General features: G+C 62.6%; 21 protein-coding genes. 12 read left to right on the plus strand and 9 right to left on the minus strand.

Going from position 1 to position 23908, the window contains the following annotated elements:
- Positions 1–21: 21 nt before the first annotated feature.
- Positions 22–1338 carry an omega-aminotransferase AptA gene (gene aptA / locus AC1Q6X_RS22455; protein WP_492498431.1) on the minus strand — a complete coding sequence of 439 codons (1317 nt, stop codon included), beginning with the start codon at positions 1336–1338 and terminating at the stop codon, positions 22–24.
- A 203-nt stretch (positions 1339–1541) separates the two neighbouring features.
- Between aptA and AC1Q6X_RS22460 the strand changes: the two genes are divergently transcribed.
- Positions 1542–2999 carry an aminotransferase-like domain-containing protein gene (locus tag AC1Q6X_RS22460; protein ID WP_492498432.1) on the plus strand — a complete coding sequence of 486 codons (1458 nt, stop codon included), beginning with the start codon at positions 1542–1544 and terminating at the stop codon, positions 2997–2999.
- Positions 3000–3009: 10 nt separating this feature from the next.
- Complete coding sequence (locus AC1Q6X_RS22465) at positions 3010–3708, plus strand: TetR/AcrR family transcriptional regulator (RefSeq protein WP_230506666.1); 699 nt, start codon at positions 3010–3012, stop codon at positions 3706–3708.
- Positions 3709–3721: 13 nt separating this feature from the next.
- Here AC1Q6X_RS22465 and AC1Q6X_RS22470 read toward each other — a convergent pair whose 3' ends face one another.
- Complete coding sequence (locus AC1Q6X_RS22470) at positions 3722–4657, minus strand: choice-of-anchor A family protein (protein WP_070291200.1); 936 nt, start codon at positions 4655–4657, stop codon at positions 3722–3724.
- A gap of 310 nt (positions 4658–4967) precedes the next feature.
- Here AC1Q6X_RS22470 and AC1Q6X_RS22475 point away from each other — a divergent pair, with 310 nt between their 5' ends.
- From AC1Q6X_RS22475 to AC1Q6X_RS22490, 4 genes are all read left to right on the plus strand, one after another.
- Complete coding sequence (locus AC1Q6X_RS22475; protein ID WP_492498433.1) at positions 4968–5450, plus strand: hypothetical protein; 483 nt, start codon at positions 4968–4970, stop codon at positions 5448–5450.
- Between the two features lie 142 nt (positions 5451–5592).
- Positions 5593–5862 carry a hypothetical protein gene (locus AC1Q6X_RS22480; RefSeq protein ID WP_070219312.1) on the plus strand — a complete coding sequence of 90 codons (270 nt, stop codon included), beginning with the start codon at positions 5593–5595 and terminating at the stop codon, positions 5860–5862.
- A gap of 160 nt (positions 5863–6022) precedes the next feature.
- Positions 6023–6445, plus strand: coding sequence for a VOC family protein (locus AC1Q6X_RS22485; protein WP_230506668.1), 423 nt, complete (start codon positions 6023–6025; stop codon positions 6443–6445).
- Between the two features lie 11 nt (positions 6446–6456).
- Positions 6457–7620, plus strand: coding sequence for a dipeptidase (locus tag AC1Q6X_RS22490; protein ID WP_492498434.1), 1164 nt, complete (start codon positions 6457–6459; stop codon positions 7618–7620).
- A 1-nt stretch (position 7621) separates the two neighbouring features.
- Here the strand turns inward: AC1Q6X_RS22490 and AC1Q6X_RS22495 are convergent, their stop codons facing one another.
- The 7 genes from AC1Q6X_RS22495 to xapA form a co-directional block, all read right to left on the minus strand.
- On the minus strand, positions 7622–8839 hold the full coding sequence (locus AC1Q6X_RS22495; protein ID WP_492498452.1) for a nucleoside deaminase: 1218 nt from the start codon (positions 8837–8839) through the stop codon (positions 7622–7624).
- Positions 8840–8843: 4 nt separating this feature from the next.
- Entirely contained in the window at positions 8844–9251 is a 408-nt protein-coding gene (locus AC1Q6X_RS22500) for a cytidine deaminase (protein ID WP_034785574.1), read from the minus strand.
- Positions 9252–9357: 106 nt separating this feature from the next.
- Positions 9358–10680, minus strand: a complete 1323-nt coding sequence (deoA, locus tag AC1Q6X_RS22505; protein WP_492498435.1) for a thymidine phosphorylase — start codon at positions 10678–10680, stop codon at positions 9358–9360.
- A 116-nt stretch (positions 10681–10796) separates the two neighbouring features.
- A complete protein-coding gene (locus AC1Q6X_RS22510; RefSeq protein WP_492498436.1) occupies positions 10797–13178 on the minus strand; it encodes an aldehyde dehydrogenase family protein in 2382 nt (793 codons plus the stop codon).
- A 12-nt stretch (positions 13179–13190) separates the two neighbouring features.
- Positions 13191–14150 (minus strand): deoxyribose-phosphate aldolase, encoded by a 960-nt coding sequence (gene deoC / locus AC1Q6X_RS22515; protein WP_070219318.1) that lies wholly within the window; start codon positions 14148–14150, stop codon positions 13191–13193.
- Complete coding sequence (locus tag AC1Q6X_RS22520; protein ID WP_492498437.1) at positions 14147–15340, minus strand: phosphopentomutase; 1194 nt, start codon at positions 15338–15340, stop codon at positions 14147–14149. The genes deoC and AC1Q6X_RS22520 overlap by 4 nt, the downstream gene beginning before the upstream one ends.
- A gap of 118 nt (positions 15341–15458) precedes the next feature.
- Positions 15459–16298: a xanthosine phosphorylase gene (gene xapA, locus AC1Q6X_RS22525; RefSeq protein WP_492498438.1), complete on the minus strand. Its 840-nt coding sequence runs from the start codon at positions 16296–16298 to the stop codon at positions 15459–15461.
- A gap of 355 nt (positions 16299–16653) precedes the next feature.
- Here xapA and AC1Q6X_RS22530 point away from each other — a divergent pair, with 355 nt between their 5' ends.
- From AC1Q6X_RS22530 to AC1Q6X_RS22555, 6 genes are all read left to right on the plus strand, one after another.
- A complete protein-coding gene (locus AC1Q6X_RS22530; protein ID WP_492498439.1) occupies positions 16654–17811 on the plus strand; it encodes a carbohydrate kinase in 1158 nt (385 codons plus the stop codon).
- A gap of 3 nt (positions 17812–17814) precedes the next feature.
- Complete coding sequence (locus AC1Q6X_RS22535; protein ID WP_492498440.1) at positions 17815–18744, plus strand: pseudouridine-5'-phosphate glycosidase; 930 nt, start codon at positions 17815–17817, stop codon at positions 18742–18744.
- Positions 18745–18829: 85 nt separating this feature from the next.
- Complete coding sequence (locus tag AC1Q6X_RS22540) at positions 18830–19732, plus strand: LysR family transcriptional regulator (protein ID WP_121668536.1); 903 nt, start codon at positions 18830–18832, stop codon at positions 19730–19732.
- Positions 19733–20225: 493 nt separating this feature from the next.
- Positions 20226–21221, plus strand: coding sequence for a BMP family lipoprotein (locus AC1Q6X_RS22545; protein WP_070219322.1), 996 nt, complete (start codon positions 20226–20228; stop codon positions 21219–21221).
- 81 nt (positions 21222–21302) lie between these two features.
- Positions 21303–22832 carry an ABC transporter ATP-binding protein gene (locus tag AC1Q6X_RS22550; protein ID WP_230506675.1) on the plus strand — a complete coding sequence of 510 codons (1530 nt, stop codon included), beginning with the start codon at positions 21303–21305 and terminating at the stop codon, positions 22830–22832.
- Complete coding sequence (locus AC1Q6X_RS22555; RefSeq protein WP_034754518.1) at positions 22829–23908, plus strand: ABC transporter permease; 1080 nt, start codon at positions 22829–22831, stop codon at positions 23906–23908. Before AC1Q6X_RS22550 ends, AC1Q6X_RS22555 begins: the two co-directional genes overlap by 4 nt.

Here is a 23908-nt window from a genome sequence, read left to right on the forward strand (position 1 = left end):
CGGCGGGTCTGACCCCGGGGCTTAATCAAGGTTCTTCAGCACCGTGGCCAGCTTGCCGAACAGCTCGTCGACATGCTGCTTCTCCAGCACCAGCGGCGGCGACAGCGCGATGATGTCGCCCGTCGTGCGTATCAGCACACCGTCGGCGAAGGCCTGCTTGAAGGCGCTGAAGGCGCGCGTACCGGGCTTGCCGGCGATGGGATCGAGCTCGATGCCGGCGATCAGGCCGATGCTGCGCAGGTCGATCACGTGCGGCAAACCTTTCAAGGAATGCACGGCGTCGCTCCAGTACGCCTGCATCGCTTTCGCGTGGCCCAGGATGTCCTGCTCCTCGAACACCTGCAAGGTGGCCAGCGAGGCGGCGCAGGCCAGCGGGTGGCCGGAATACGTATAGCCGTGGAACAGTTCGATGCCCGGTGGCGCATCCATGAAGGCATCGTGGATATACTTTTTGCTGAACACGGCGCCCATCGGCACCATGCCGTTGGTCAGGCCCTTGGCCGTCGTCATCAGGTCCGGCTCGACGTCGAAATAGTCGGCGGCGAAAGGCGTCGTCATGCGGCCGAAACCCGTGATCACTTCATCGAAAATCAACAGGATGCCGTGCTTGGTGCACAGTTCGCGCAAGCGTTTCAGATAGCCTTTCGGCGGGATCAGCACGCCCGTGGAACCGGCCACCGGTTCGACGATGACGGCGGCGATCGTCGAGGCGTCGTGCAGGGCGATAATGCGTTCCAGCTCGTCGGCCAGGTGGGTGCCGTATTCGGGTTCGCCCACCGTGTAGGCGTTCTTATCCAGGTTGTGCGTGTGCGGCAGGTGGTCAACACCCGGTAGCAGGGGGCCGAAGGTCTTGCGGTTGCCGCCGATGCCGCCCACGGAAATGCCGCCGAAACCGACGCCGTGGTAACCGCGTTCGCGGCCGATCAGGCGCGTGCGCGCGCCCTCGCCGCGCGCCCGGTGGTAGGCCAGCGCGATCTTCAACGCCGTATCGACGGCTTCGGAGCCGGAATTCGTATAAAACACATGGCCGAACTTGTGGCCCGTGTAGTCCATCAGTTTTTCCGCCAGGTCGAAGGCGGCCGGATGGCCCATCTGGAAAGTGGGGGCGAAGTCGAGCTGGCCCACCATGTCGCGGATGGCGCCGACGATTTTCGGCTGCGCATGGCCGCACGGCACGCACCACAGGCCCGCCGTGCCATCGAGGATGGCGTTGCCATCGACATCCTTGTAATACATGCCTTCGGCCGATACCAGCAGGCGCGGGTTGGCCTTGAAATCGCGGTTGTTCGTAAACGGCATCCAGAATGCCGACATCGATTCCGGCCTTGTTTCGTTCATGACCTTCTCCTTGGAATGGGCTGGCGCGGGGGCCAGGATCGTTTTTGACGAAGCGTAAAATAATTTACCAGTTGGCAAAAAGCTGATGTAATAATAGACAGGCCATCCCCAATGGCACAGATACACAAACGGCAAAGTATCCCAACCGTACAGGTCGAAAAACCACTACAGTTTTTTTGTGCAAGGCAGCATAAGGAGCCACCGTGAAGCACAGCGACAGCACAGACGATGCTCCCGAGCAAGCCAGCGGCTGGCCCGTGCTCGACATCGACCGCCAGAAAAAGGGCGGCCTGGTCGAGCAGATCGTCATCGCCATCAGCGTCATGGTGGGCAGCCGCGCCCTGCGCATCGGCACGCGCATGCCGTCCGTGCGCCAGTTCGCCCGCTGCAATGGCGTGTCGACGTTTACCGTCGTCGAATCGTATGACCGCCTGGTCAACCTCGGTTTGCTGTCGTCGCGGCGCGGTTCCGGCTATTTCGTCGCGCGCCACGATATCGCCGCCTCGCCGCAATTGGCTGTGCACGCCAGCCCCACGGCCATCGACGCCCTCACGCCGGACCTGTATTCGGGCGTGTCCGACGCCCTCCCCGTGGGGGCGGGCTGGCTGCCGCCCGAGATGTATGGCGAAGCGACCGTGCTCGACGCCGTGCGCCAGGCCATGCGCATTCCCGCCAGCCGCCTGCGCGGCTATGGCCACCCTCTCGGCTTTCCCTCGCTGCGCCAGCACCTGGCAAGCAGCCTGTCGGAAGAGCTGTTCCAGGTCGAGCCGGACCAGGTCCTGCTGACGCACGGCGCCACGCATGCTTTTGACTTGATCCTGCGCAGCCTGACCAAGCCGGGCGACACGGTGCTGGTGGAAGACCCCGGCTACAGCAACCTGCAGTCGCTGATACGCCACCATGGCTGCATCCCCGTGGGCGTCCACCGCGGCGAAGCGGGCCTCGATCTCGATGCGCTGGCCGTTGAAGCCGCGCGCACCCAGCCGAAGCTCATGTTCGTCAACACGGTGCTGCAAAATCCGCTCGGTACATCGCTCACCCAGGCGCAGGCGCACCGCCTGCTGGCGCTGGCCGAACAATTCGATTTCTGGCTGGTGGAAGACGATATCTACCGCGAACTGGCGGCGCGCGGCGAAGCGTCGCTGGCGGCGATGGACGGCTTGCGCCGCGTGATCCGCGTGGGCAGTTTTTCCAAGACTCTGTCGCCCGTGCTGCGCGTGGGATCGATTTGCGCCTCGCCGCCGCTGGTGGCCGAACTGGTGCGCGTCAAAATGCTGGCGGGACTGACGACGTCGGAAATCAACGAGCGCGCCGTCTACCACGCCATCTGCGCGCGGCCCTACAAGCGCATGGTCGAACGGCTCGTGGCGCAACTCGATGCGGCCCGCGAGCGCAGCATCGACTGCCTGGCGCAAACGGGCATGGCGCCCGTGGCGCGGCCCCGCGGCGGCATGTTCGTCAGCGCAGGCTGGCCCGACGTGCAAACGCCGGAATGGAATGGCAAGGTCATCGCCGACATGGCCTTGAAGGCGGGCATCCTGCTGTCGCCGAACGAATTTTTCATGCTGCGCGCGCCCGAGACGGTGTGGTTCCGCTTCAACGTGGCCTACACCGATACCCCCGTGCTGCAGGCATTCCTGCAATCGATACGCCCACGCTAAAGAAACCGCCATGGCCAGCGACAAATCCCCTGCCCTTTCCGTGAAAAATGCCGGCGGCCGGCGTTTGCAAAACCGCGATCGCCTGGAAGCGGACATCCTGGAGCAAGCCGTGCGCGCGTTCGCGGAATGCGGCTATGAGGGCGCCTCGATCGCCACCATCGCCGAGCGGGCCGGCCTGTCGAAGCAAAACCTGATGTATTACTTCCCGTCCAAGCAGCTGCTGTACCAGCGCGTGCTCGACGACGTGCTAGACGACTGGCTGGCGCGCATGGACATGCTGGCCAATGAACACGACGAGCCGCGCGACGTGCTGCGCGCGTATATCGGCGCCAAGCTGCGTTTTTCGCGCGAACAGCCATGGGCCTCGCGCGTGTATGCGCTGGAAGTGATCAATGGCGCGCCCCTGTACGGCGCGCAGATACGCGACCGGGTCGTGCCCCTGCTGCGCAAGGATATCGCCGTCTTCGAAGCGTGGATCGCCGCCGGCCGGATCGCGCCCGTCAACGCCACGCACCTGATGTTCGCCATCTGGGCCATGACCCAATCGTATGCGGATTTTTCGGCGCAGATGGCCCTGGTGCTGGAACGCAAGCAGCTCACGCGCAAGGACTATGAGGATGCGGAAGCCCTGATCGCGCACATGGTGCTGGCGGCGGTGGCCATGCCGCCAGCGGACGAAAAAAAACCGCCTCGACAGGCGGTTTTCTGAACGGCGCGAACGCTTACGCAGCCGTCTTGTTCTTGCGGCGGCGCGCCATGAAGCCGATCATGCCCAGGCCTGCCAGCAGCATCGCATAGGTTTCCGGTTCCGGCACGGCCGACACATAACCGGACACGTTGGTAGCGTTGAAATAATGGTTCGCATTGACCTGGATGTTCGAGGCCCAGTTCCCCACCACGACGCTGCCGTTGATCTGGCCATTGCCACCGGCCAGGGTCGCCAGCGGCGCCAGGACGCTGCCGTACAGGCCCACGCCGTTCAAGGTGATGGTTTGCGCTTCATAGAAGTTGTACAGCACATTGTATTTGCTGAAATCGCCGTAGCCGCCGGACAGGTTCACATTCGTGCCGCTGATATTGAGGATCAGGGTGTCGTTCGTGTGCAGATTGCTGAACTTGAAGTTGTTCACCGAGCCCAGCGCCGCGGAAGTCAGGTCGAACACTTGCACATTGCCCGTGCCGCCCTTCAGGGTCATGCCGCCATAGGCCACCGAGCTGCTGCCCGTCGCTGCCACGTTGGCCAGCGAGGTCGAGGTGTTTTTCAGCTGCGCCGACGTCGTGGCGAACGACACGGGCGACACCGTGGTCTTGCTAGCCGTGTTCAGGCCCACGCTGCTCGTCGTCGTGCTGCCGCCCACATAGTAATTGCCGTTCTTGATCGAGCCGGAGCTGTAGTTCAGGTTGCCGCCAACCACCAGCGCATAGCCGGTGTTGCCATGCGTGACGTAGGCATCCTTGTTCTTGTCATTGACCGAATAGTTCGATGCCGTCAGATTGCCGGCCACCAGCACGCCGCCTTCGACATCGCTGCCGGACGCGCTGAAGTTACTGAGGGAATACAAATTGGCGCCACCGATGCCCAAATCGACAACACCGGCTTGCGCGGCGCCGGCGGCAAACACGGTCGACAAAACGAGAACGAATGATGATTTAGGCATGATTGACATTTTATTTCCAAAAAGAAAATTAACTTGACGCCAGAATATCATATCCATTCGCTTTGATATGTCGCAAACCAACAACTTTTGTAACAATAATGAAAACATAGTTGCTCGGCGGGAATCATTCTCCTGGCGCTGCCCGGAGAACGCCCCAGCCATCCGGCTGACGCTGAAAACAGACGGGCAAACAGGCGTCTGTTCTGCACTTTCAATATTGCTTAGAAGCGCAGCCAACTTGGTGATACGATCGCGGCAGCGCCAGACCAGGCGAGCCCACGAAGTATGAAATCATAAGGATGAAGCACGCATGAAACGATTGTCCCTAGGCGCACTGATGCTGGCATATGCCTGCGGCGCGCAAGCCGACGTGTTTAACATGATCGACAACCAGCCGCTCAGCGAAACCTGGCTCAACGCGGGCTTTTATTCGTATCACTTTCAGCGCGACAAGAACCTGAACGACAGCAATCCGGGCCTGGGCGCCGAATATCGCTTCTCCACGGTCGCGTCGGCCACGGCCGGCCGCTTCTACAATAGCGACCGCGCCTACTCGAATTACCTGGGCGTGTACTACCAGCCGATCAAGGTGGGCCCGCTGCGCATCGGCGCCGTCGTTGGCGGCTTCAGCGGCTATCCGAAGATGCGCGATGGCGGCTGGTTCCCGGCCCTGGTCCCCACCATCAGCTATGAATACCAGCGCGTGGGCGTGAATATCGCCATCGTGCCGTCTTACAAGGACCGCCTGTATGGCGCGCTCAGTTTCCAGCTGAAACTGAAGGTCTTCGAGTAACCGTTTGTCGTTGCCTGTCGCCGTTCGGTCCGCCATTCCTGCCATTCGTCGCATACGCCATACCCGGCAGCAAGGATTTGCCTATAGTGGTTTCATTGCCAGCATGCATACGGCAGCGGCACCCACACGACAGGAGAACGGCATGAAAGACATCAATTCGGCACCGGGCAGCACTTCCTTCAGCGCTTTCTGGAACGAGCTGTGCGCTTACGCGCGCCAGGGGATGGCTGCCTTGCGCACCATGTCCTGGCCCATGCTGCTGGTCTGCTGCCTGGGCCTGGCGTTCCTGATCACCATCTTGCCGCTGGCCATCATGCTGTTTGCCCTCGTCATGCTGCTGAGATGGGCAAGCAACAACGACGATGCCGGCGCAGATCAGAAAGCGTCGGCTTCGCAGCATTCGCCGCAATAAAAATTTGCGTCGTGGCAAGAGTGCAATGATGGTTCTATGGCACTATGGATGGGCGCGGCACTGACGGGCATCAAAACCATCCAAATGGAGGGATTTGATACGGAACGCTACGCAGTATCCATGATCGAAGCTACTCCCCCTCAGCCATAGGAGTTTTCTGATGACCACGACAGCAAAAGCTACAGTAAATACGACCATTCCCTGCCTGCGCTACCGCGACGCGCCCGCCGCCATCGAATGGCTGTGCAAGGCACTCGGTTTCGAAAAACAATTGATCGTGCCTGACGGCAATGGTGGTGTCGCCCATGCGCAACTGAGCTTTGGCAATGGCATGGTCATGGTGGCACCCGCACTCGACAGCGACTATGGCCGGCTGATGAAACTGCCAAGCGACATCGGCGGCGCCAACACGCAAAACTGCTACCTGGTCGTCAACGACGCCGACGCCGTCTACCGCAGCGCGCGCGAAGCCGGCGCCGAGATCGTGCTCGACATCAAGGATGAAGATTACGGCGGACGGGGCTTTACCTGCCGCGACCCGGAAGGCCACATCTGGAGCCTGGGCACCTACGATCCATGGTAAAACGGAGAACAATGATTGTCGCTACCCTCACCGCCGCCAGCCTTGCGCTGATCGGCGGTTTCCTGTCCGCTCCCGTCCTCGTCGACGAACATCTCAACCGCATTCATGCCCCGTCCGGCAAGGCGCCGTCGGCAGCCACTGTGGCCCTGCACCAGAGCCTGTGGATCGCCGACCTGCACGCCGACAGCCTGCTGTGGCAACGCGACCTGAACCGCGACAGCCAGCGCGGCCACGTCGACTTTCCCCGCCTGCAGCGGGCCAACGTGGCGCTGCAAGCCTTTTCCGTCGTCACCAAGACGCCGCGCAAGATGAATATCGAGCGCAATGGCAGCGACACGGACAACATCACGGCCCTGGTGGTGGCGCAAGGCTTGCCGCCCACCACGTGGAACAGCCTGCTGGCGCGCGCCACCTGGCAGGCCGACGAGCTGCGCCAGCAAGCGGTAAAAAGCCATGGCAAGGTGCGCGTCATCGGCAGCCGCGCCCAGTTGCGCAGCTTCATCGCCGCGCGCGAAAAAGACCCCGCCCTGCTAGCCGGCTGGCTGACACTGGAAGGCGCGCATGCGCTCGAAGGCAAGCTGGACAATCTCGACACCCTGTACCGGTCCGGCTACCGCATGGCCGCGCCCACGCATTTCTTCGACACGGAAGTGTCCGGCTCCCAGCACGGCCTGAAAAAAGGCGGCCTGACGCCGCTGGGCAAGCAATGGCTGCGCGCCATGGAGCAGCGCAAGATGATCGTCGACCTGGCGCACGCCTCGCCGGCCACCATCGACGACGTACTGACGTTGGCGAAACGCCCCGTGATGGTGTCGCACACGGGCGTGCGCGGCACCTGCGCCAACGGGCGCAACCTGAGCGACGCCCAGCTGAAACGCATCGCCGCCCAGGGCGGCCTGGTGGGTATCGGCTTCTGGAATACGGCCGTCTGCGGCAAGGACGTGGCCTCGATCGCGCGCGCCATCAAGTACACGGTCAAGCTGATCGGCGCCGAACACGTGGCCTATGGTTCGGACTTCGACGGCGCCGTCACCACGGCCATCGACGCGGCCGGCTTGCCGCGCTTGACGCAGGCGCTGCTGGATGCTGGCCTGTCGGAAGCGCAGATCCGCCGCGTGGCAGGCGAAAACGTGCGCGACTTCCTGCTGAAGAACCTGCCGGACGATGACGCCTAGACTAGCCTAGCGCCTGAACCAGGGCCTGGTCCGCCACCTGGCGCGGCCGGATGCGTATCAACTTGCGGTAAAGCGGCGGCATCGACTCGCACAGCGCCAGCAGCGCGTCTTGCGCCATGGCCGGGCGCACGTACTGGAACTGTGCGGGATTATTCTCCGGCAGCGCCCCTTCCATGGTGGAGCCGTAGGCACCCAGGGTCATGAAACTGGCGGCGCTGTCGTCCGGGCCGATGGCCAGCACGAAGGTGCCGTGCTTGGGGTGGCCCAGGTAGCTTTTGATTTCCTCCTGCAGCGCCGGCGCCGCATTCGCCATCAATTCAAAACGCAGCTGCGCGTACTGGCGCGTGCATTCCATGAACGGCGTGCGTATGGCCGACTGGCTCAACTGACCCGGCATGCATAGCAGCAGGTTACCGAAGGAATCGAGCAAGGCGGCCGCATCGCCCTGGCCGCCATCACGTGCGTCCTGCTCCATGGCCGCCTGCAGGAATGGCGCCAGGCCCGCGTCGGGCGCGTGCGGGTCGCAGCGGTAAGTCAGGGCGTCGGGATAGCGGCGGCGCAAGGCGCGCACCACGACATGCTCGGGCGGCAAGGCGGCGGGATCGCGCAGGGGCACGTCGTCGCCGGCGTTCAGCAGCTGCATCACCTGCGCCGATGTCGCTTCGAACACGAGCGAGCACAGTGCCTGCGTCGCCTCGTGGATGCTCTTGCCGATGAAAAAAGATTTGGGCGCGGCGCCGGACGGCAGGCGCGCATACTCGGTGGCGCCGCGCACGGCCGGATAGCAAAAACTGCGGCCGGCCTGCGCCTGCAGCGGCGCCGGCAAGGCCGTAAACGTGGCGCTGCCATCGTAATTGATGCCCGCCTTGACGTCGGGCGCGGCCACCACCACGTTGAAGCCTGCCGCCAGAATCGCCCCCGTGCACATGCAGCAGGGGTCGAGCGAAGTGACGATGGTCAGTTCGCCCGGCGGCGGCAAGAGCGCGCCCTTGGCCCGCTCGGCGAAATACCAGTCCACCAGCTGGCGCTCGCCATGCGCCGTGGGGTCGAACACCAGCCCCTGGCGCACGACGTTGTTATGCATCGATTGCAGCACGTTGCCGGCGCCGTCGAGCAGCACGCCGCCCACGCCAAAAGTACCCTGCGTCTTCGCCGCCATGGCTTCGGCCGCGGCTATCGCCACGGCGGCCTGGATGTCGATCGTCTTGTTCAAGCGGATCCTGTTACTTCATGTCCAGGTCGGAATTGCCGAAGCCGTGCGGCAGCAGCCAGCCCGCAGTCACTTCCATGACATCGTTTTTCAGGTTCGTCAGGATCACGGGCAGGTCGGCGCCGCCCATCTCGAAGATCACCTGGCGGCAGGCGCCGCATGGCGAAATCGGTTCAGCCGTGTCGCCCGTAACGGCCAGCCTGGCGAAGTCGCCCGGTTTGCAGCCATGCGCGATGGCGCTGAAAAACGCCGTGCGCTCGGCGCAGTTGCACAACCCATACGCGGCGTTTTCCACGTTGCAGCCGCGGAAGACGCGGCCATCCTTGCACAGCAGCGCCGCGCCCACCTTGAAACGCGAGTATGGCGCGTAGGCCAGTTCACGGCCGGCGTTGGCTTCGGCGATCAGTTCTTGGTTGTTCATTTTTTCTGTTATACCTTTGAAATCATTAAGGCCGGGGTCAGACCCTCAACACCGCTCACACATAGCTCAGCGCCATCACAAACGGGGGTCTGACCCCAGTTTTCAACTACGGTCGAATGGTACGATAAATCACCGGATTGCCCGCCAGCGCCACGGCGCTGATTGCATACGCGTCCTGGATTTCCTTGACGGCTTGCTGCGCCGCCTCTTCCGTGCGCGCGTGCACCATGGCCAGCGGCTGGCCAACGGCCACTTGCTCGCCCAGGCCCACGAGGTCCGTCAGGCCGACGGCGAAATCGATGCTGTCGCTCGGACGGCGGCGGCCACCGCCCAATGCCACGACTGCCAGGCCGATGGCGCGGCAATCGCGCACGTTGGCAAAGCCGGCCGACAGCGCCGGTGCCGGCACGACGAACGGTGCCTGTTCCAGGTGTTTGTCCGGGTTCTCGACCAGGTCAGCCGGACCGCCCAGGGCCGCTACCATGCGCGCAAAGCGCTCGGCCGCCGCGCCCGAATCGAGGGAGGCGGTCAATTTCACGCGCGCTTCCTCTTCGGTGGCGGCCAGGCCGCCCAGCACCAGCATCTCGGCGCACAGCGCCAGGGTGACTTCGTGCAGGCGCGCGGGACGCGAACGGCCCGTCAGGTAATCCATGGCGCCGCGCACTTCCAGCGCATTGCCGGCGTATGGCGCCAGCGACTCGTTCATGTCCGTCAGGATCGCCGACGTCTGCATGCCCGCGCCATTGCCCACGGCGACGATGCTCTCGGCCAGTTCCACCGACTTGTCGTAGGTGGGCATGAAGGCGCCCGTGCCCACTTTCACGTCCATCACCAGCGCGTCCAGCCCGGCCGACAGTTTCTTCGACAGGATGGAGCCGGTGATCATCGCCACCGATTCCACCGTGGCGGTGACGTCGCGGATGCTGTAGAAGCGCTTGTCGGCCGGCGCCAGCTGCGCCGTCTGGCCGATGATGGCCACGCCGATCTCCTGCACCACCTTGCGGAACAGTGCATTGTCCGGCACCGTGCAGTAGCCGGGAATGGCGTCGAACTTGTCGAGGGTGCCGCCCGTGTGGCCCAGGCCGCGGCCCGAGATCATCGGCACGTAACCGCCGCACGCGGCGACCATGGGACCCAGCAGCAAGGAGACCACGTCGCCCACGCCGCCCGTCGAATGCTTGTCGACGATGGGGCCCGGCAGGTTCAGCGAGCGCCAGTCCAGCACCTGGCCGGAATCGCGCATGGCCAGGGTGAACGCCACGCGCTCGTCCATGTTCATGTCGTTGAAATAGACGGCCATGCCGAGCGCCGCGATCTGCCCTTCGCTGACGCTGCCGTCAGTGATGCCGCGTACGAAAAACTGGATTTCCTCGGCGCTCAGGACGCCCTTGTCGCGCTTCTTGCGGATGATTTCCTGGGTCAAAAACATGGAATAACTCCAATAAAAATAGGTTTGGGGTCAGTCCCTGCGGGATCGGGATACGCCCAATGGCGTATCCCCCCGACGGGTCTGACCCCAGCTTTGCAATTCCAACGATCAGTCAGTTAAACGCCGTAAGGAATCCACACGTTTTTCACCTGCGACGCATGCGCCAGCACGGCACGGCCGCCGCTTTGCGCGGCGCTGTACCAGTCGCGGCCCTTCGCGCCGCCGACCCAGGTGCGCTTCAGGGTGCCGGCCGACAGGCGCTCGACTTCCGCGCAACCGTCGGCGGAGCCGTCATGGCGCCAGACGGCGTCGATGTCGGCGTGCGTGGCCAGGGTGCGCGCCAGTTCGTCGGCGTTGCCGCTGATGATGTTGACGACGCCGCCCGGCAGGTCGGAGGTATCGAAGACCTGGTACAGGTCCAGTGCGGACAGCGGATGCGCTTCCGACGGCACCACCACCACGCGGTTGCCCAGCGCGATGGCCGGCGCCACCAGCGAGATGAAGCCGAGCAAAGGCGCTTCATTCGGGCAGACGATGCCGATCACGCCGACCGCTTCGTTCAGCGCCACGGTGATGCCCTTGGTGGGCGGCTGGTGCGCCAGGCCGTCGTACTTGTCGGCCCATGCGGCGTAGTAGAACAGGCGTTCGATCGATGCCTGCACTTCCTTCTCGGGATTTTTACTGCCCGTCATGGCGGCGATGCGGGCGGCGAATTCGTCGGCGCGCGCCGCCAGGTTTTCGGCGATGTAGTACAGCACTTGCGCGCGGTTGTGCGCCGTGGCGCTGGTCCAGCCGGACGCTTTATGGGCCGCTTCGACGGCGTTGCGGATGTCCTTGCGGCTGCCCACGCCCACTTCGGCCAGCAAGGCGCCATTCGCGCCGAACACGGGCGCGCTGTAGGCGCTGTCAGGGCGCGCCTGCTTGCCGCCGATGTACATCTTGGCCGTGCGGTCGATGGCGAAGGGGTCGGCTGCCGCCGGCTTCACGTTGGCCTTGGCTTTCGCTTCCACCACCGGCAAGGCCGGGCGCGCATCTTCGGCCAGGGCCGTCATGTATTCCAGCATGCCTTCGCGGCCGCCTTCACGGCCGAAACCCGATTCGCGGTAGCCGCCGAAGCCGCAGGCCGCATCGAACTGGTTGGCGCTGTTGATCCACACCACGCCGGCCTTGATGGCGGGCGCGATATCGAGGGCCAGGCTGATCGACTCGGTCCACACGCTGGCGGCCAGGCCGTACACCGTGTTGTTCGCCAGCTGCACCGCTTCAGGCGGCGTGCGGAAGCTCATGGCCACCAGCACGGGGCCGAAGATTTCAGCCTGTGCCACGGCGGCCGATGTCGACGCGCCCGTGATCAGGGTAGGCGGGAACCACGAGCCGTCAGCCGGCAGTTCGCACGCGGGCTGCCACACGTCGCAGCCTTCGGCGCGGGCCGAATCGACGAGCGCGGCGATGCGCTGGCGCTGCACGGGGTCGACCAGCGCGCCCACGTCCATCGATTTGTCCAGAGGCGAGCCGAGGCGCAGGTTTTCCATGCGGGCGCGTACCTTGTTCAGGAAGCGCTCCTGGACCGATTCCTGCACCAGCAGGCGCGAGCCGGCGCAGCACACTTGTCCCTGGTTGAACCAGATCGAATCGACCAGGCCTTCCACGGCGCCGTCCAGGTCCGCGTCTTCGAAGACGATGAACGGCGACTTGCCTCCCAATTCGAGGGACAGCTTCTTGCCGCTGCCGGCCGTCGCTTCGCGGATCAAGCGGCCAACTTCGGTGGAACCCGTAAACGCGATCTTGTCGACGCCGGGGTGGTTGACGATGGCCGAGCCCACTCTGCCGTCGCCGGTGACGATGTTGACCACGCCGGCCGGCACGCCCGCCTGCACGCACAATTCGGCGAACAGCATGGCGGTCAGCGACGTGAATTCGGCCGGCTTGAAGACGACCGTGTTACCGGCCGCCAGGGCCGGGGCGATTTTCCACGACAGCATCAGCAGGGGGAAATTCCACGGCACGATCTGGCCCACCACGCCCACGGCGCGGTAGTCGGCGAATTCTTCCGACTGCAGCTGCGCCCAGCCGGCGTGATGGTAGAAATGGCGCGCGGCCAGCGGCAGGTCGATATCGCGCGTTTCACGGATGGTCTTGCCGTTGTCCAGGGTTTCCAGCACGGCGAACAGGCGCGAATGCCTTTGCAGCAGACGGGCCAGCGCGTACATGACCTTGGCGCGGCCATGGCCGCCCATGCCTTGCCATACGGGCAGCGCGCGGCGGGCCGCTTCCACGGCGCGTTCCACGTCCGCATCGGTGGCTTGCGTCAGCTCGGCCAGCTGCGTGCCGTCGGCCGGATTGGTCGAGGCGAACAGCTCGGCCGGCTCGCTCCAGGCATTGTCGATAAACAGGCCGAACTTGCGCTGGTGGCCGTCGAGCCACGCTTGCGCTTCTTTTTGACTTTCGGGAGCAGGGCCGTAGTCCATAGTAGTGAGAATCTCGTTAATTGTTGGCATGACGATTGTTCTTTAAGGTTGTGCGTGACGATGATTGGCCGAGTAGCTGCCGGTGACGTAGTGCTCGAGCTGGCGCTCGATGTCGGTCAGCAGGCTGGAAGCGCCGATGCGGAACAGGTGCGGCTGCAGCCATTCGTTGCCCAGCTCTTCCTTCATCAGGGTCAGGTATTGCAGCGCGCTCTTGGCCGAGCTGACGCCGCCGGCCGGCTTGAAGCCCACCTTGAAACCCGTCTGTTCATAGTATTCGCGCACCGTGCGCACCATCGTCAGGGCCACGGGAATGGTGGCGTTGACGCTTTCCTTGCCGGTGGACGTCTTGATAAAATCGGCGCCCGCCATCATGCACACCCACGACGCCTTGGCCACGTTTTCCATGGTCAGCAAGTCGCCCGTGGCGAGAATCGCCTTCACGTGCGCTTCGCCGCACGCCTTGCGGTAAGCCAGCATTTCGTCATACAGCACTTGCCAGTTGCCGTTCAGGACATGCTGGCGCGTGATGACGATATCGATTTCCGAAGCGCCCGCGGCGACCGACAGTTCGATCTCGCGCAGCTTCGTTTCCATGTTCGTCAGGCCGGCCGGAAAGGCGGTCGACACGGCGGCGATGGGCAAGCGGCCCTGGATGACTTTCACGGCCGGTTGAATCATCTCGTGGTACACGCACACGGCGCCGGTGCTCAGCTGCGTCAGGCCCAGCGCGTCCATCAGGTCGGCGCGCAACGGGCGCATGGCCTTCATGCACAGGCGCTCCACGCGGCCCGGCGTATCGTCGCCGCCCAGGGTGGTCAGGTCGATCATCTGGATGGCTTTCACCAGCCAGGCGGCCTGGTATTCCTTTTTCACGGTACGGCGGTTCGCCAGGCTGGCCGCGCGGCGGTCCGTCGCGGCGCGGTTGACGCGGATCTGGTTGATCCAGCCCAGGTCGAGGCCAACGGCCTCGTTACGCTTGAATTCGGGGTGCATGAGTGTCATAACAAGCTGGTTCCATTAGCAAGTGGTGGTACGCCAAGGTGCTTGGCGAGGGTTTGGCCAATATCGGAGAACGTCTCGGAAATACCCAGCGCGCGCGGGGCGACGCCGGGACCGAAGAAGATCATCGGAATGTGTTCGCGGGTGTGGTCGGAGCCGTGCCAGGTGGGGTCGCAGCCATGGTCGGCGGTGATCACGACCAGGTCGCCTTCCTTCAGCTTGGCCATGAATTCCGGCAGGCGCGCATCCATTTCGCGCAGCGCGTCGGCATAGCCTTCGACGTTGCGGCGGTGGCCGAATGCCTGGTCGAAATCGACGAAGTTGACGAAAGTGAGCGACTTGTCCTGCACTTCATCGGCCGTCTTCAACAGCGCTTCAAACAGCGCCATGTTGTCGACACCCTTCACGACTCTGCAAATACCCTGGGTGGCGAAAATGTCGCTGATCTTGCCCAGGCCGACGACTTCGCCGCCCGCATCCTTGACGTGGTCGAGCAGGGTCTTGCTTGGCGGCGCCACCGCATAGTCGTGGCGGTTGGAAGTGCGCGTGTAGTTGCCGTTGCTGCCCGTGAACGGACGGGCGATGACGCGGCCGATGTTGTACGGCTCGACCAGCTTGAAGGCCATTTCGCACACTTCGTACAGGCGCTCGAGGCCGAACGATTCTTCGTGCGCGGCGATCTGCATCACCGAGTCGCCCGAGGTGTAGATAATCAGCTTGCCGGTGGCGACGTGCTCGTCGCCATGCTTGTTGATGATGTCCGTGCCCGAGGCATGGCAGTCGCCGAGGAAGCCCGGCACGCCGGACAGGGCTTTCAGTTTGTCGGTCAGGTCGGCGGGGAACGACGGCGTGGTGCGGGGAAAATATCCCCAGTCGAATTCGACGGGCACGCCGGCGATTTCCCAGTGGCCGCTCTGCGTGTCCTTGCCGGTGGAGCGCTCGCGCGCCGCGCCGTAGGCGCCGGTGAAGCCGTCGCGCTGGTCGAAGCCCGCGGCCCATTCGCCGCTGGCCAGGTGCGCCGCGGCGCCCAGTCCCAGGCGTTCCATGTTCGGGAGTTTCAAGGTCTTGCCGCTTTTGGCGACAGTGCTGGCAATGTGGCCAAAGGTATTGGCACCTGCGTCGCCATACTTGGCGGCGTCTGGCGTCGCGCCAAGGCCGAAGGAATCAAGCAGGAGGATAAATGCGCGTGACATGATAAGGCTCGCTTTATGGAGTGATGCAAAGATGATGCGGTCAGTGTAGGCCGGATTTTCCCGGCCTGCCGCGCGGCAGCGCCGATGGCCGGCGCGCCGCTGCTGCATAAAAAAGTGCTTAGGCTTGCGGCTTTTCAGCTACTTTGGAGAGGAAAGCCAGAATCAGCTTGACCAGGTCTTTCGCGCCGATGGCCGCGTATTTCAGGGTTTGTTCGTGCGACAGGGCGAATGGCGACATGCCTTCGGCCAGGTTGGTGATGACGGACACGCCCACCACTTTCAGGTCGCAATGGCGGGCCGAGACCACTTCCGGCACCACGGACATGCCGACCGTGTCGGCGCCCAGGCGGGCCATCATGCGGATTTCGGCGGCCGTCTCGAAGTTCGGGCCAGGGTAGGCGACGAACACGCCTTCGTGCAGGGTGATGCCATTCGAGGCTGCCGTGTCCTTGACCAGCTTGCGCAGATCCGCATCGTAGGCGTTGGCCATGCTGAAGAAGCGCGGGCCGAAGCGGTCGTCGTTCGGGCCGACCATCGGCGTGCCTGGCAACAGGTTGATATGGTCGCTGATGGCCACCAGACTGCCGGCGTCCACTTCAGGGCGCAGGGAACCGGCGGCGTTGGTAACGAACAGCATTTCGCAGCCCAGCAGTTTCAGGGTGCGGATGGCGCTCGTCATCACGCCCATGCCATAGCCTTCATAGAAATGGCCACGGCCCTTCATGCAGACGACGGCGACGCCCGACAAGGTGCCGACCACCAGTTCGCCGGCATGGCCGTGCACGGTGCTGATCGGGAAACCCGGCAATTCGTCAAAGCTGATGCTGACGGCGTCCGTCATTTGCTCGGCCAACACGCCCAGGCCGGAGCCGAGGATCATCGCCACGCGCGGCTTGAAATTTTCAGGAGCGCGGGCACGGATGATTTCGGCGGCGTGGAAAGGGGTGTTGTTCGACATGGTTATCCTCTGATTGACTAATGATGATTGGTTGCTGCCTGCGCGGCCGTGCCCGGTATGGAATGCGGCCCAGGTAGCGGGTATGTATGGTGTTACTGGTATATCGAAATGCGTATGGCTGTATTTGCCGCCACTATGCATCAAACGGAATATGTATGGCAAATACCATTTTTCTTGCCCATTTATACAATTCAAATATAAATGGCCGATATTATAGTCGAGGCTAGCCCAGGCCCGCCATGGCCGGGAAATGCATGCATACAAGCTCCATACGAAGGTTTTTTATGCGCGCTTGACATCAGAAAGACAAATGTTTAAAGTCGCAAACAAATGTTTAAACCTTCAGCGAAAACTTGTGACCGATACCAATAAAAAAGACCAGCTATATGCGCTGATCCGCAACAACCCCTTCATCTCGCAGCAAGACCTGGCGAGCGAGCTGGGCTTGTCGCGCTCGGCCGTCGCCGGCCATATCGCCGGGCTGATCCGCGAGCGACGCCTGCTGGGACGCGCCTACGTGCTGCCCGACAGCCGTCCCGTGCTGTGCATAGGCGCCGCCAACCTCGACCGCAAGATGCGCACGCTGGCGACCCTGCAGATGGGCACCTCGAACCCCGTGCGTTCGGAAGAAGTGTTTGGCGGCGTGGGCCGCAACATCGCGGAAAACCTGGCCCGGCTGTCGATTCCCGTCGCCCTGCTGACGGCCCTGGGCGACGATGCGGCCGGCCACGCCCTGCAAACGCACGCGGAAGACGCGGGCATCGACATGCGCGGCAGCCTGCATTTAAGCAACACCAGCAGCGGCACTTACACGGCCGTGCTCGACGAACATGGCGAAATGCTGCTGGCGATGGCCAACATGCAGCTGTACGAACAGCTGACACCGGCCTTTTTGCACAGCCGCCAGCCGCAGCGCGCGGCCGCCGCCCTCACCGTCTGCGACCTGAACCTGGGCCACGACAGCGTGCAGGCACTGCTGGCCGATGCGCGCCAGGACGCGGCCCGCGCGACGCCGCTCGTCATCGTCGCCGTTTCGCAGCCGAAGATGGCGCACCTGCCGCAAGACCTGACGGGCTTGCACCTGCTGATCCTGAACCGGGGCGAACTGGAAACGCGCGTGGCGCGCGCCTTGCCGACGGCGTTCGAGGTGCGCGCCGCCTGCCGCGAAGTACAGCGCCAGGGGGCGCGTCAGGTGATCGTCACCTGCGGCGGCGAAGGCGTGTATTTCACGGATGGCGACCATCTTGATGCACCCATCGTGCACCTGGCCGCGCGCGAAGTGGACGCCGTCGACGTGACGGGCGCAGGCGACGCGTTTTCCGCCGCCGTCTGCTGGTCGCTGTACCACGACATCAGCGACTTGAAACTGGCTTGCCGGCGCGGCCTGAAGCTGGCGGCCATGACCCTGGAATCGGCTGCCACCGTCTCGCCCCTGATTTCGGCCGGCGCCCTCGACGACATCGACGACGCCGACCTGGCGCCGCCTCCCCCTACCCTCTTTCAACAGGATTGACATATGACGCAACTGAATAATTTCCTCTCGTTCTCGCAAGAAGTGCTCGACGCGCGCGCCGCCGGCAAGGCCATCGTGGCGCTGGAATCGACCATCATTTCGCACGGCATGCCGTATCCGCAAAACGTGGAAATGGCGCGCGAAGTGGAACAGATCATCCGTGACGGCGGCGCCGTGCCGGCCACCATCGCCATCATCGGCGGCAAGATCTGCGTGGGCCTGTCGCCCGAGCAGCTGGAATTGCTGGGCACCTCGCCCGACGCCATGAAGGTCAGCCGCCGCGACCTGCCGTTCGTCCTGTCGCAGGGCAAACTGGGCGCCACCACCGTGGCCGCCACCATGATCTGCGCGGAACTGGCCGGCATTGCCGTGTTCGTCACGGGCGGCATCGGCGGCGTGCACCGCGGCGCGGAAACGAGCTTCGACATTTCCGCCGACTTGCAGGAATTGGCGCACACGTCCGTGGCCGTCGTCTGCGCGGGCGTCAAATCCATCCTCGACATCGGCCTGACCCTGGAATACCTGGAAACCCACGGCGTGCCCGTCATCAGCGTGGGCCAGGAAGGATTCCCCGCCTTCTTCACGCGCGAAAGCGGCTTCAAGGCCGATTTCCGCCTCGACACGGCTGAGGAACAGGCCGCCTTCATCGGCACCAAGTGGCAGCTGGGCTTGAAAGGCGGCGTGATCGTCAGCAACCCCGTGCCGGCCGCGCAAGCGATGCCGAAGGAAGAAATCGATGCGATCACCACGCAAGCCTTGCAGGAAGCGGACGCGGGCGGCGTGAAGGGCAAGCAAGTCACGCCATTCCTGTTGTCGCGCATCAAGCAGCTGACGGATGGCCGCAGCCTGGCGACGAATATCGCGCTGGTCAAACACAATGCCCAAGTCGGCACCGCACTGGCCATTGCCATGCAGGCGGTCGTGGCACGATAATAGGACTGCTGTAAAGAAAGCGCGCGCGCCGTTACCGGTCCGCGCGCCGTTCCATCGCCAGGCACCACGCAACGCCAAGGAAAGCATGTCCATCGATCTGAAACAGTTAAAGTATTTTCTTGCCGTTGCCGAGGAGAAAAGCTTCAGCCGCGCCGCCGAGCGCCTGCATATCTCGCAGCCGCCCCTGAGCCAGCAGATCATGAAACTGGAAAGCGAACTGGGCGTGCGCCTGTTTGCGCGCACCACGCGCACGTTCGAGCTGACCGTGGCGGGCAAGGCGTTGATGAACGAGGCGGCCGAGCTGCTGGCCAAGATGCGCATGACCATCGATACCATCCGCCAGATCGACCGCGGCGAAGTGGGCCGCTTGCGCGTGGGCATCGTCGGCTCGGCCATGTGGGGCCCCATCCCCAGCCTGCTGGAAGAATTCCAGACCAAATTTCCGCGCGTCACCTGGACCATCCATGAATTCGGTCCCACGGTGCAATACGAAGCCTTGCGCGCCAAACAGATCGACGTGGGTTTCTGGCGCGAACCCAAGCTCAACGACGACGACTTGCGCCACGACAATCTGCGCCAGGAACTGTGCTTCCGCGAAAACGTCTGCGTGGCCGTCAATGAACACCATCCGCTGGCGAAAAACACGGCCATCGAGCTGATCGACATCGCCCACGAGCCGATGCTGACCCTCAACCTCGACAAGTCCGCGTTTCCCCGCTACCTGGTGCAATGCTGTATCAATGCCGGTTTCGAACCCATGATCTTCCAGGAAGCAAGCGAACCGCAGACCCTGCTGGCCATGGTGGGCGCGGGCCTGGGCGTGACCCTGGTGCCGGAAACGACGAGCCGCATCGGCTGGCCCGGCGTGGTATTTCTGCCGATCAAGACCAATCCGCCGTCGGCCAACTTGTATATCAGCTACACGACGCTCGACGACGCTCCCGTCGTGCGGGCTTTCCTGAATATCATCAATCCCCCAGCTAATTGAGGCAAAGCCTCAAGCGTCAGCAAGCAACGCCAACCCGAAAAGCAGCAAGACCGGGGTCGGACCCTCAGGGACTCGGCGTCCCCGTCCGACCCCAGCCCTTCGTTTTGGGTTTGCATTCTAATTTATATGGCAATCATATAAATAGCTAAACAAAAACGTATTTGTCATACATATCTGGCATGATGCATAGTGATTCGGACGCCCATCGCGGCGCCGGTTCCGTGTCTGCCCTGCCCGTCCACTGACGGCGCATCCCAGCCCGCTCCGGCAGCCCCATTCGATGTTGTACCTATAAAAGAGACGGGGCGCGACTGTTGCATGAGCATCACACTGTCGACATGAAAGCACGCGAGGTCAGCAATGATCTTGTGCGATACAGTGCAATGTTGATAAGGAATTATCACCTCGTGCATCAAAAACAGGCTAAATCGGCCCCAAATTATATGTTTCACCTATAAAAAATATACAATATCGATCTTCCAGGAGCCAATTCATGAAACTTACACAATTTAGTTTGACGATCGCAGCCGTATTTCTGACTGCTCAAGCGTCCGCGGCTACCCCAAAACTGGGTGTCGTGTATGACGCGGGCGGCAAGTTCGACAAGTCGTTCAACCAATCCGCTTTCGAAGGCGCCTCGCGCTTCAAAAAAGACACGGGCATTTCCTTCATCGAAGTCCAGGCATCGAGCGATACGCAAGCCGAGCAAGTCATGCGTGGCTTGGCCCGCAAGAAACTCGACATGATCGCCGCCATCGGCTTTGCGCAAACGCAAGCCGTGCAAAAGGTCGCCAAGGAATTTCCGAACGTAAAATTCGTGCTGATCGACGGCCAGGCCGCCGGCAGCAACGTCAACTCCGTCGTCTTCAAGGAAGAAGAAGGCTCCTACCTGGTCGGTGTGGCTGCAGCCATGGCCAGCAAAAGCAAGAAAGTAGGCTTCATCGGCGGCATCGATATTCCCCTGATCCGCAACTTCGCCTGCGGCTACGCGCAAGGCGTCAAGGCAGTCAATCCGAAGACGGAAATCACGCAAAACATGGTCGGCACCACGTCCGGCGCCTGGAATGACCCGGCCAAGGGCGGCGAACTGGCCCGCTCGCAATTCGAGCGCGGCGTTGATGTCGTGTTCGCCGTCGCCGGCGGCAGCGGCATGGGCACCCTGCAAATGGCCAAGGAAAAAGGCAAGCTGGCGATCGGCGTCGATTCGAACCAGAACCATTTGTATCCAGGCAGCATCCTGACTTCGATGGTCAAGCGCGTCGACAACACGGTCTACGACAGCTTCATGCAAGTCAAGAACGGCACCTGGAAGGGCGGCGTCAGCTATAAAGGCTTGAAAGAGGGCGGCGTGGATTGGGCCCTCGATGAGAACAACCGCAAGCTGATCACGCCGGAAATCGAAAAACGCGTGTTGGGTGCGCGTAAGGACATTATCGATGGCAAGATCAAAGTGATCGATTACCGCGTCGGCAGCAGCTGCCCGGTTTAATTTTTCTCCGTATCTTTTAGCGCGCCGCCGGGGCCTGTCTCCGCGCGGCGCGTTTCCATGAAACTATCCAGTTATGAACCTATGCAGCCAGCAGTAGAATTTCGCAGCATTTCCAAGCAGTTTGGACATGTGAAGGCGAACGCCGACGTCAGCTTCTCCATCGCCAAGGGCAGTATCCACGGCCTGGTGGGAGAGAACGGCGCCGGCAAATCGACCTTGATGAGCATCCTGTACGGGTACTACCGTGCCGACGGCGGAGAAATCCTGCTCGACGGGAAAGTACAGCCTATCCGCAACAGCCAGGAAGCGATCAACCTCGGCATCGGCATGGTGCACCAGCACTTCATGCTGGTCGAGAACTTCACCGTCCTCGACAATATCATGCTGGGCACGGAAGGCGGTTTTCGCCTGGCCAGCCACCGCACGGAAGCGGAAGCGAAGCTGCGCGAGATTTGCGCGCGCTACCGCCTCGACGTGGACCCGCTGGCGAAGATCGAAGACTTGTCCGTCGGCGCGCAGCAGCGCGTGGAAATCCTCAAGCAGATTTACCGCAGCGCCAATATTCTGATCCTCGACGAGCCGACGGCCGTGCTGACGGCCCAGGAAACGGCCTCGCTGTTTGAAATCCTGCGCCTGTTCAAGGAACAGGGCAAGACCATCATCCTGATCACGCACAAGCTGCAAGAGATCCTGGAAATCACCGACAACGTCACCGTCATGCGCGGCGGCACGGTGGTGGGCGCCGTGGCAACGGCCGGCACCTCGAAAGAGGAACTGGCCAACATGATGGTGGGCCGCCCCATCCAGAGCCACTTGCCGCGCGCACCGTACAATCCGGGCGCCACGGTACTGGAAGTGGCTGATCTGCAATTGGCCGACGCGCAGCAAGTCAAATTGCTGGCCGACATAGGTTTCAACTTGCGCGCCGGCGAAATCGTCGCCATCGCGGGCGTTTCCGGCAATGGCCAGAGCGAGCTGCTGGAAATTCTGTCGGGCATGCGCTTGCCCACTTCGGGCAAGCTGCGTTTTCTCGACAAGGACTTGCCGTTTGCCAAGCGCCACGATGCCGACGGCTTGCCGCTGGCCTTCCGCGAGCTGGGCATCGCCCACATTCCGGAAGACCGCTTGCGCGATGGCGTGGTGAAGAATTTTTCCGTCATGCAAAACACCATCCTCGGTTACCAGGACCACCTGAAAAACCGCTGGGGCCTGTTCAACTTCAAGGCCATCGGCGCCCGCTGCGCGGAACTGCTGAAAACGTTTGACGTGCGCCCGGCCAATCCGGACCTGCGCATCGGCTTATTGTCAGGCGGTAACCAACAAAAGGTGGTGATCGCGCGCGAAGTGCTGGCCAAGCCGAAACTGATGCTGGTGGGGCAACCCACGCGCGGCGTCGACATCGGCACCATCGAAAGCATCCATACGCAATTGCTGGCCCTGCGCGACGCGGGCGTGGCGATCCTGCTGGTGTCCGTCGAACTGGAAGAAGTGCGGGCGCTGGCCGACCGCATTCTCGTCATGTGCGGCGGACGCATCACCGGCGAACTGAAAATTGAAGAATTCGATACCACCCGCATCGGTCTGTTGATGGGGGGAATGCATAAATCATGAATAACGACTTGCCACGCTGGGCGACAGCCTTTGTCATGCCCATGTTAAACCTGCTGTCGGCCTTGCTGGTCGCCGCCCTGGTGATTTATATGCTGGGCGAAGACCCGGCCGAATCGCTGTCGATCCTGGTCCACAGCGCCATCCTCAATCCGGAAGGCTTGAGCTACACGCTGTTCTACGCCAGCACCTTCATTTTCACGGGCCTGTCGGTTTCCGTGGCCATGCAGGCCGGCCTGTTCAATATCGGTTCCGAAGGCCAGATGTATATCGGCGGCCTGGGCTTGACGGTGGCCATGCTGGCCTTCGACCAGACCCTGCCCGCCTGGCTCTTGATTCCTGCCGCCATGATCGGCGCGGCCCTGTTCGGCGCCTTGTGGGGCTTTTTGCCCGGCTATCTGCAAGCGAAGCGCGGCAGCCACATCGTGGTGACCACCATCATGTTCAACTTCATCGCCGCCAGCCTGATGAATTTTATTATCGTAAAGTACCTGATTCCGCCGGGGGAGCAGAACACGGCCAGCCGCGTGTTTGCGGAAAGCGGCGAAATGCCGCGCCTCTCCACCTGGTTCCCGTCGCTGGGCGACACGCCGCTGAACATCAGCTTTATCCTGGCGATCGCCGCGCTGGTGATCTACGGCGTGATGGTATGGCGTTCGTCGTGGGGCTTCAAGCTGCGCGCCACGGGCCTCAACAAGCACGCGGCCCACTATGCGGGCGTGTCGATCAGCAAGATGATCATCATCGTCATGCTGATCTCGGGCGCGCTGGCGGGCCTCGGCTCCGTCAATTCCATCATGGGTTCGACGCACTATTTGTCGCTCAATTTTGTGGGCGGCGCCGGTTTCATCGGCATCGCCATCGCCCTGATGGGCCGCCAGCATCCGGTCGGCATCTTTTTGTCCGCCGTGCTGTTCGGCGCGCTGATCCAGGGTGGCTTCGACCTGTCGCTGGAAAAACCGAATATCCCAACTGAAACTTTCATTTTCATCCAGGGCTTGATCATCCTGTTCTGCGGCGCCATGGAAAACTTCTACGCACCGGCCATTTCCGCCCTGCTCAAGCGCACCAAAGGCTAA

It is taken from the genome of Janthinobacterium sp. GW823-FHT06H09, from assembly GCF_058794735.1.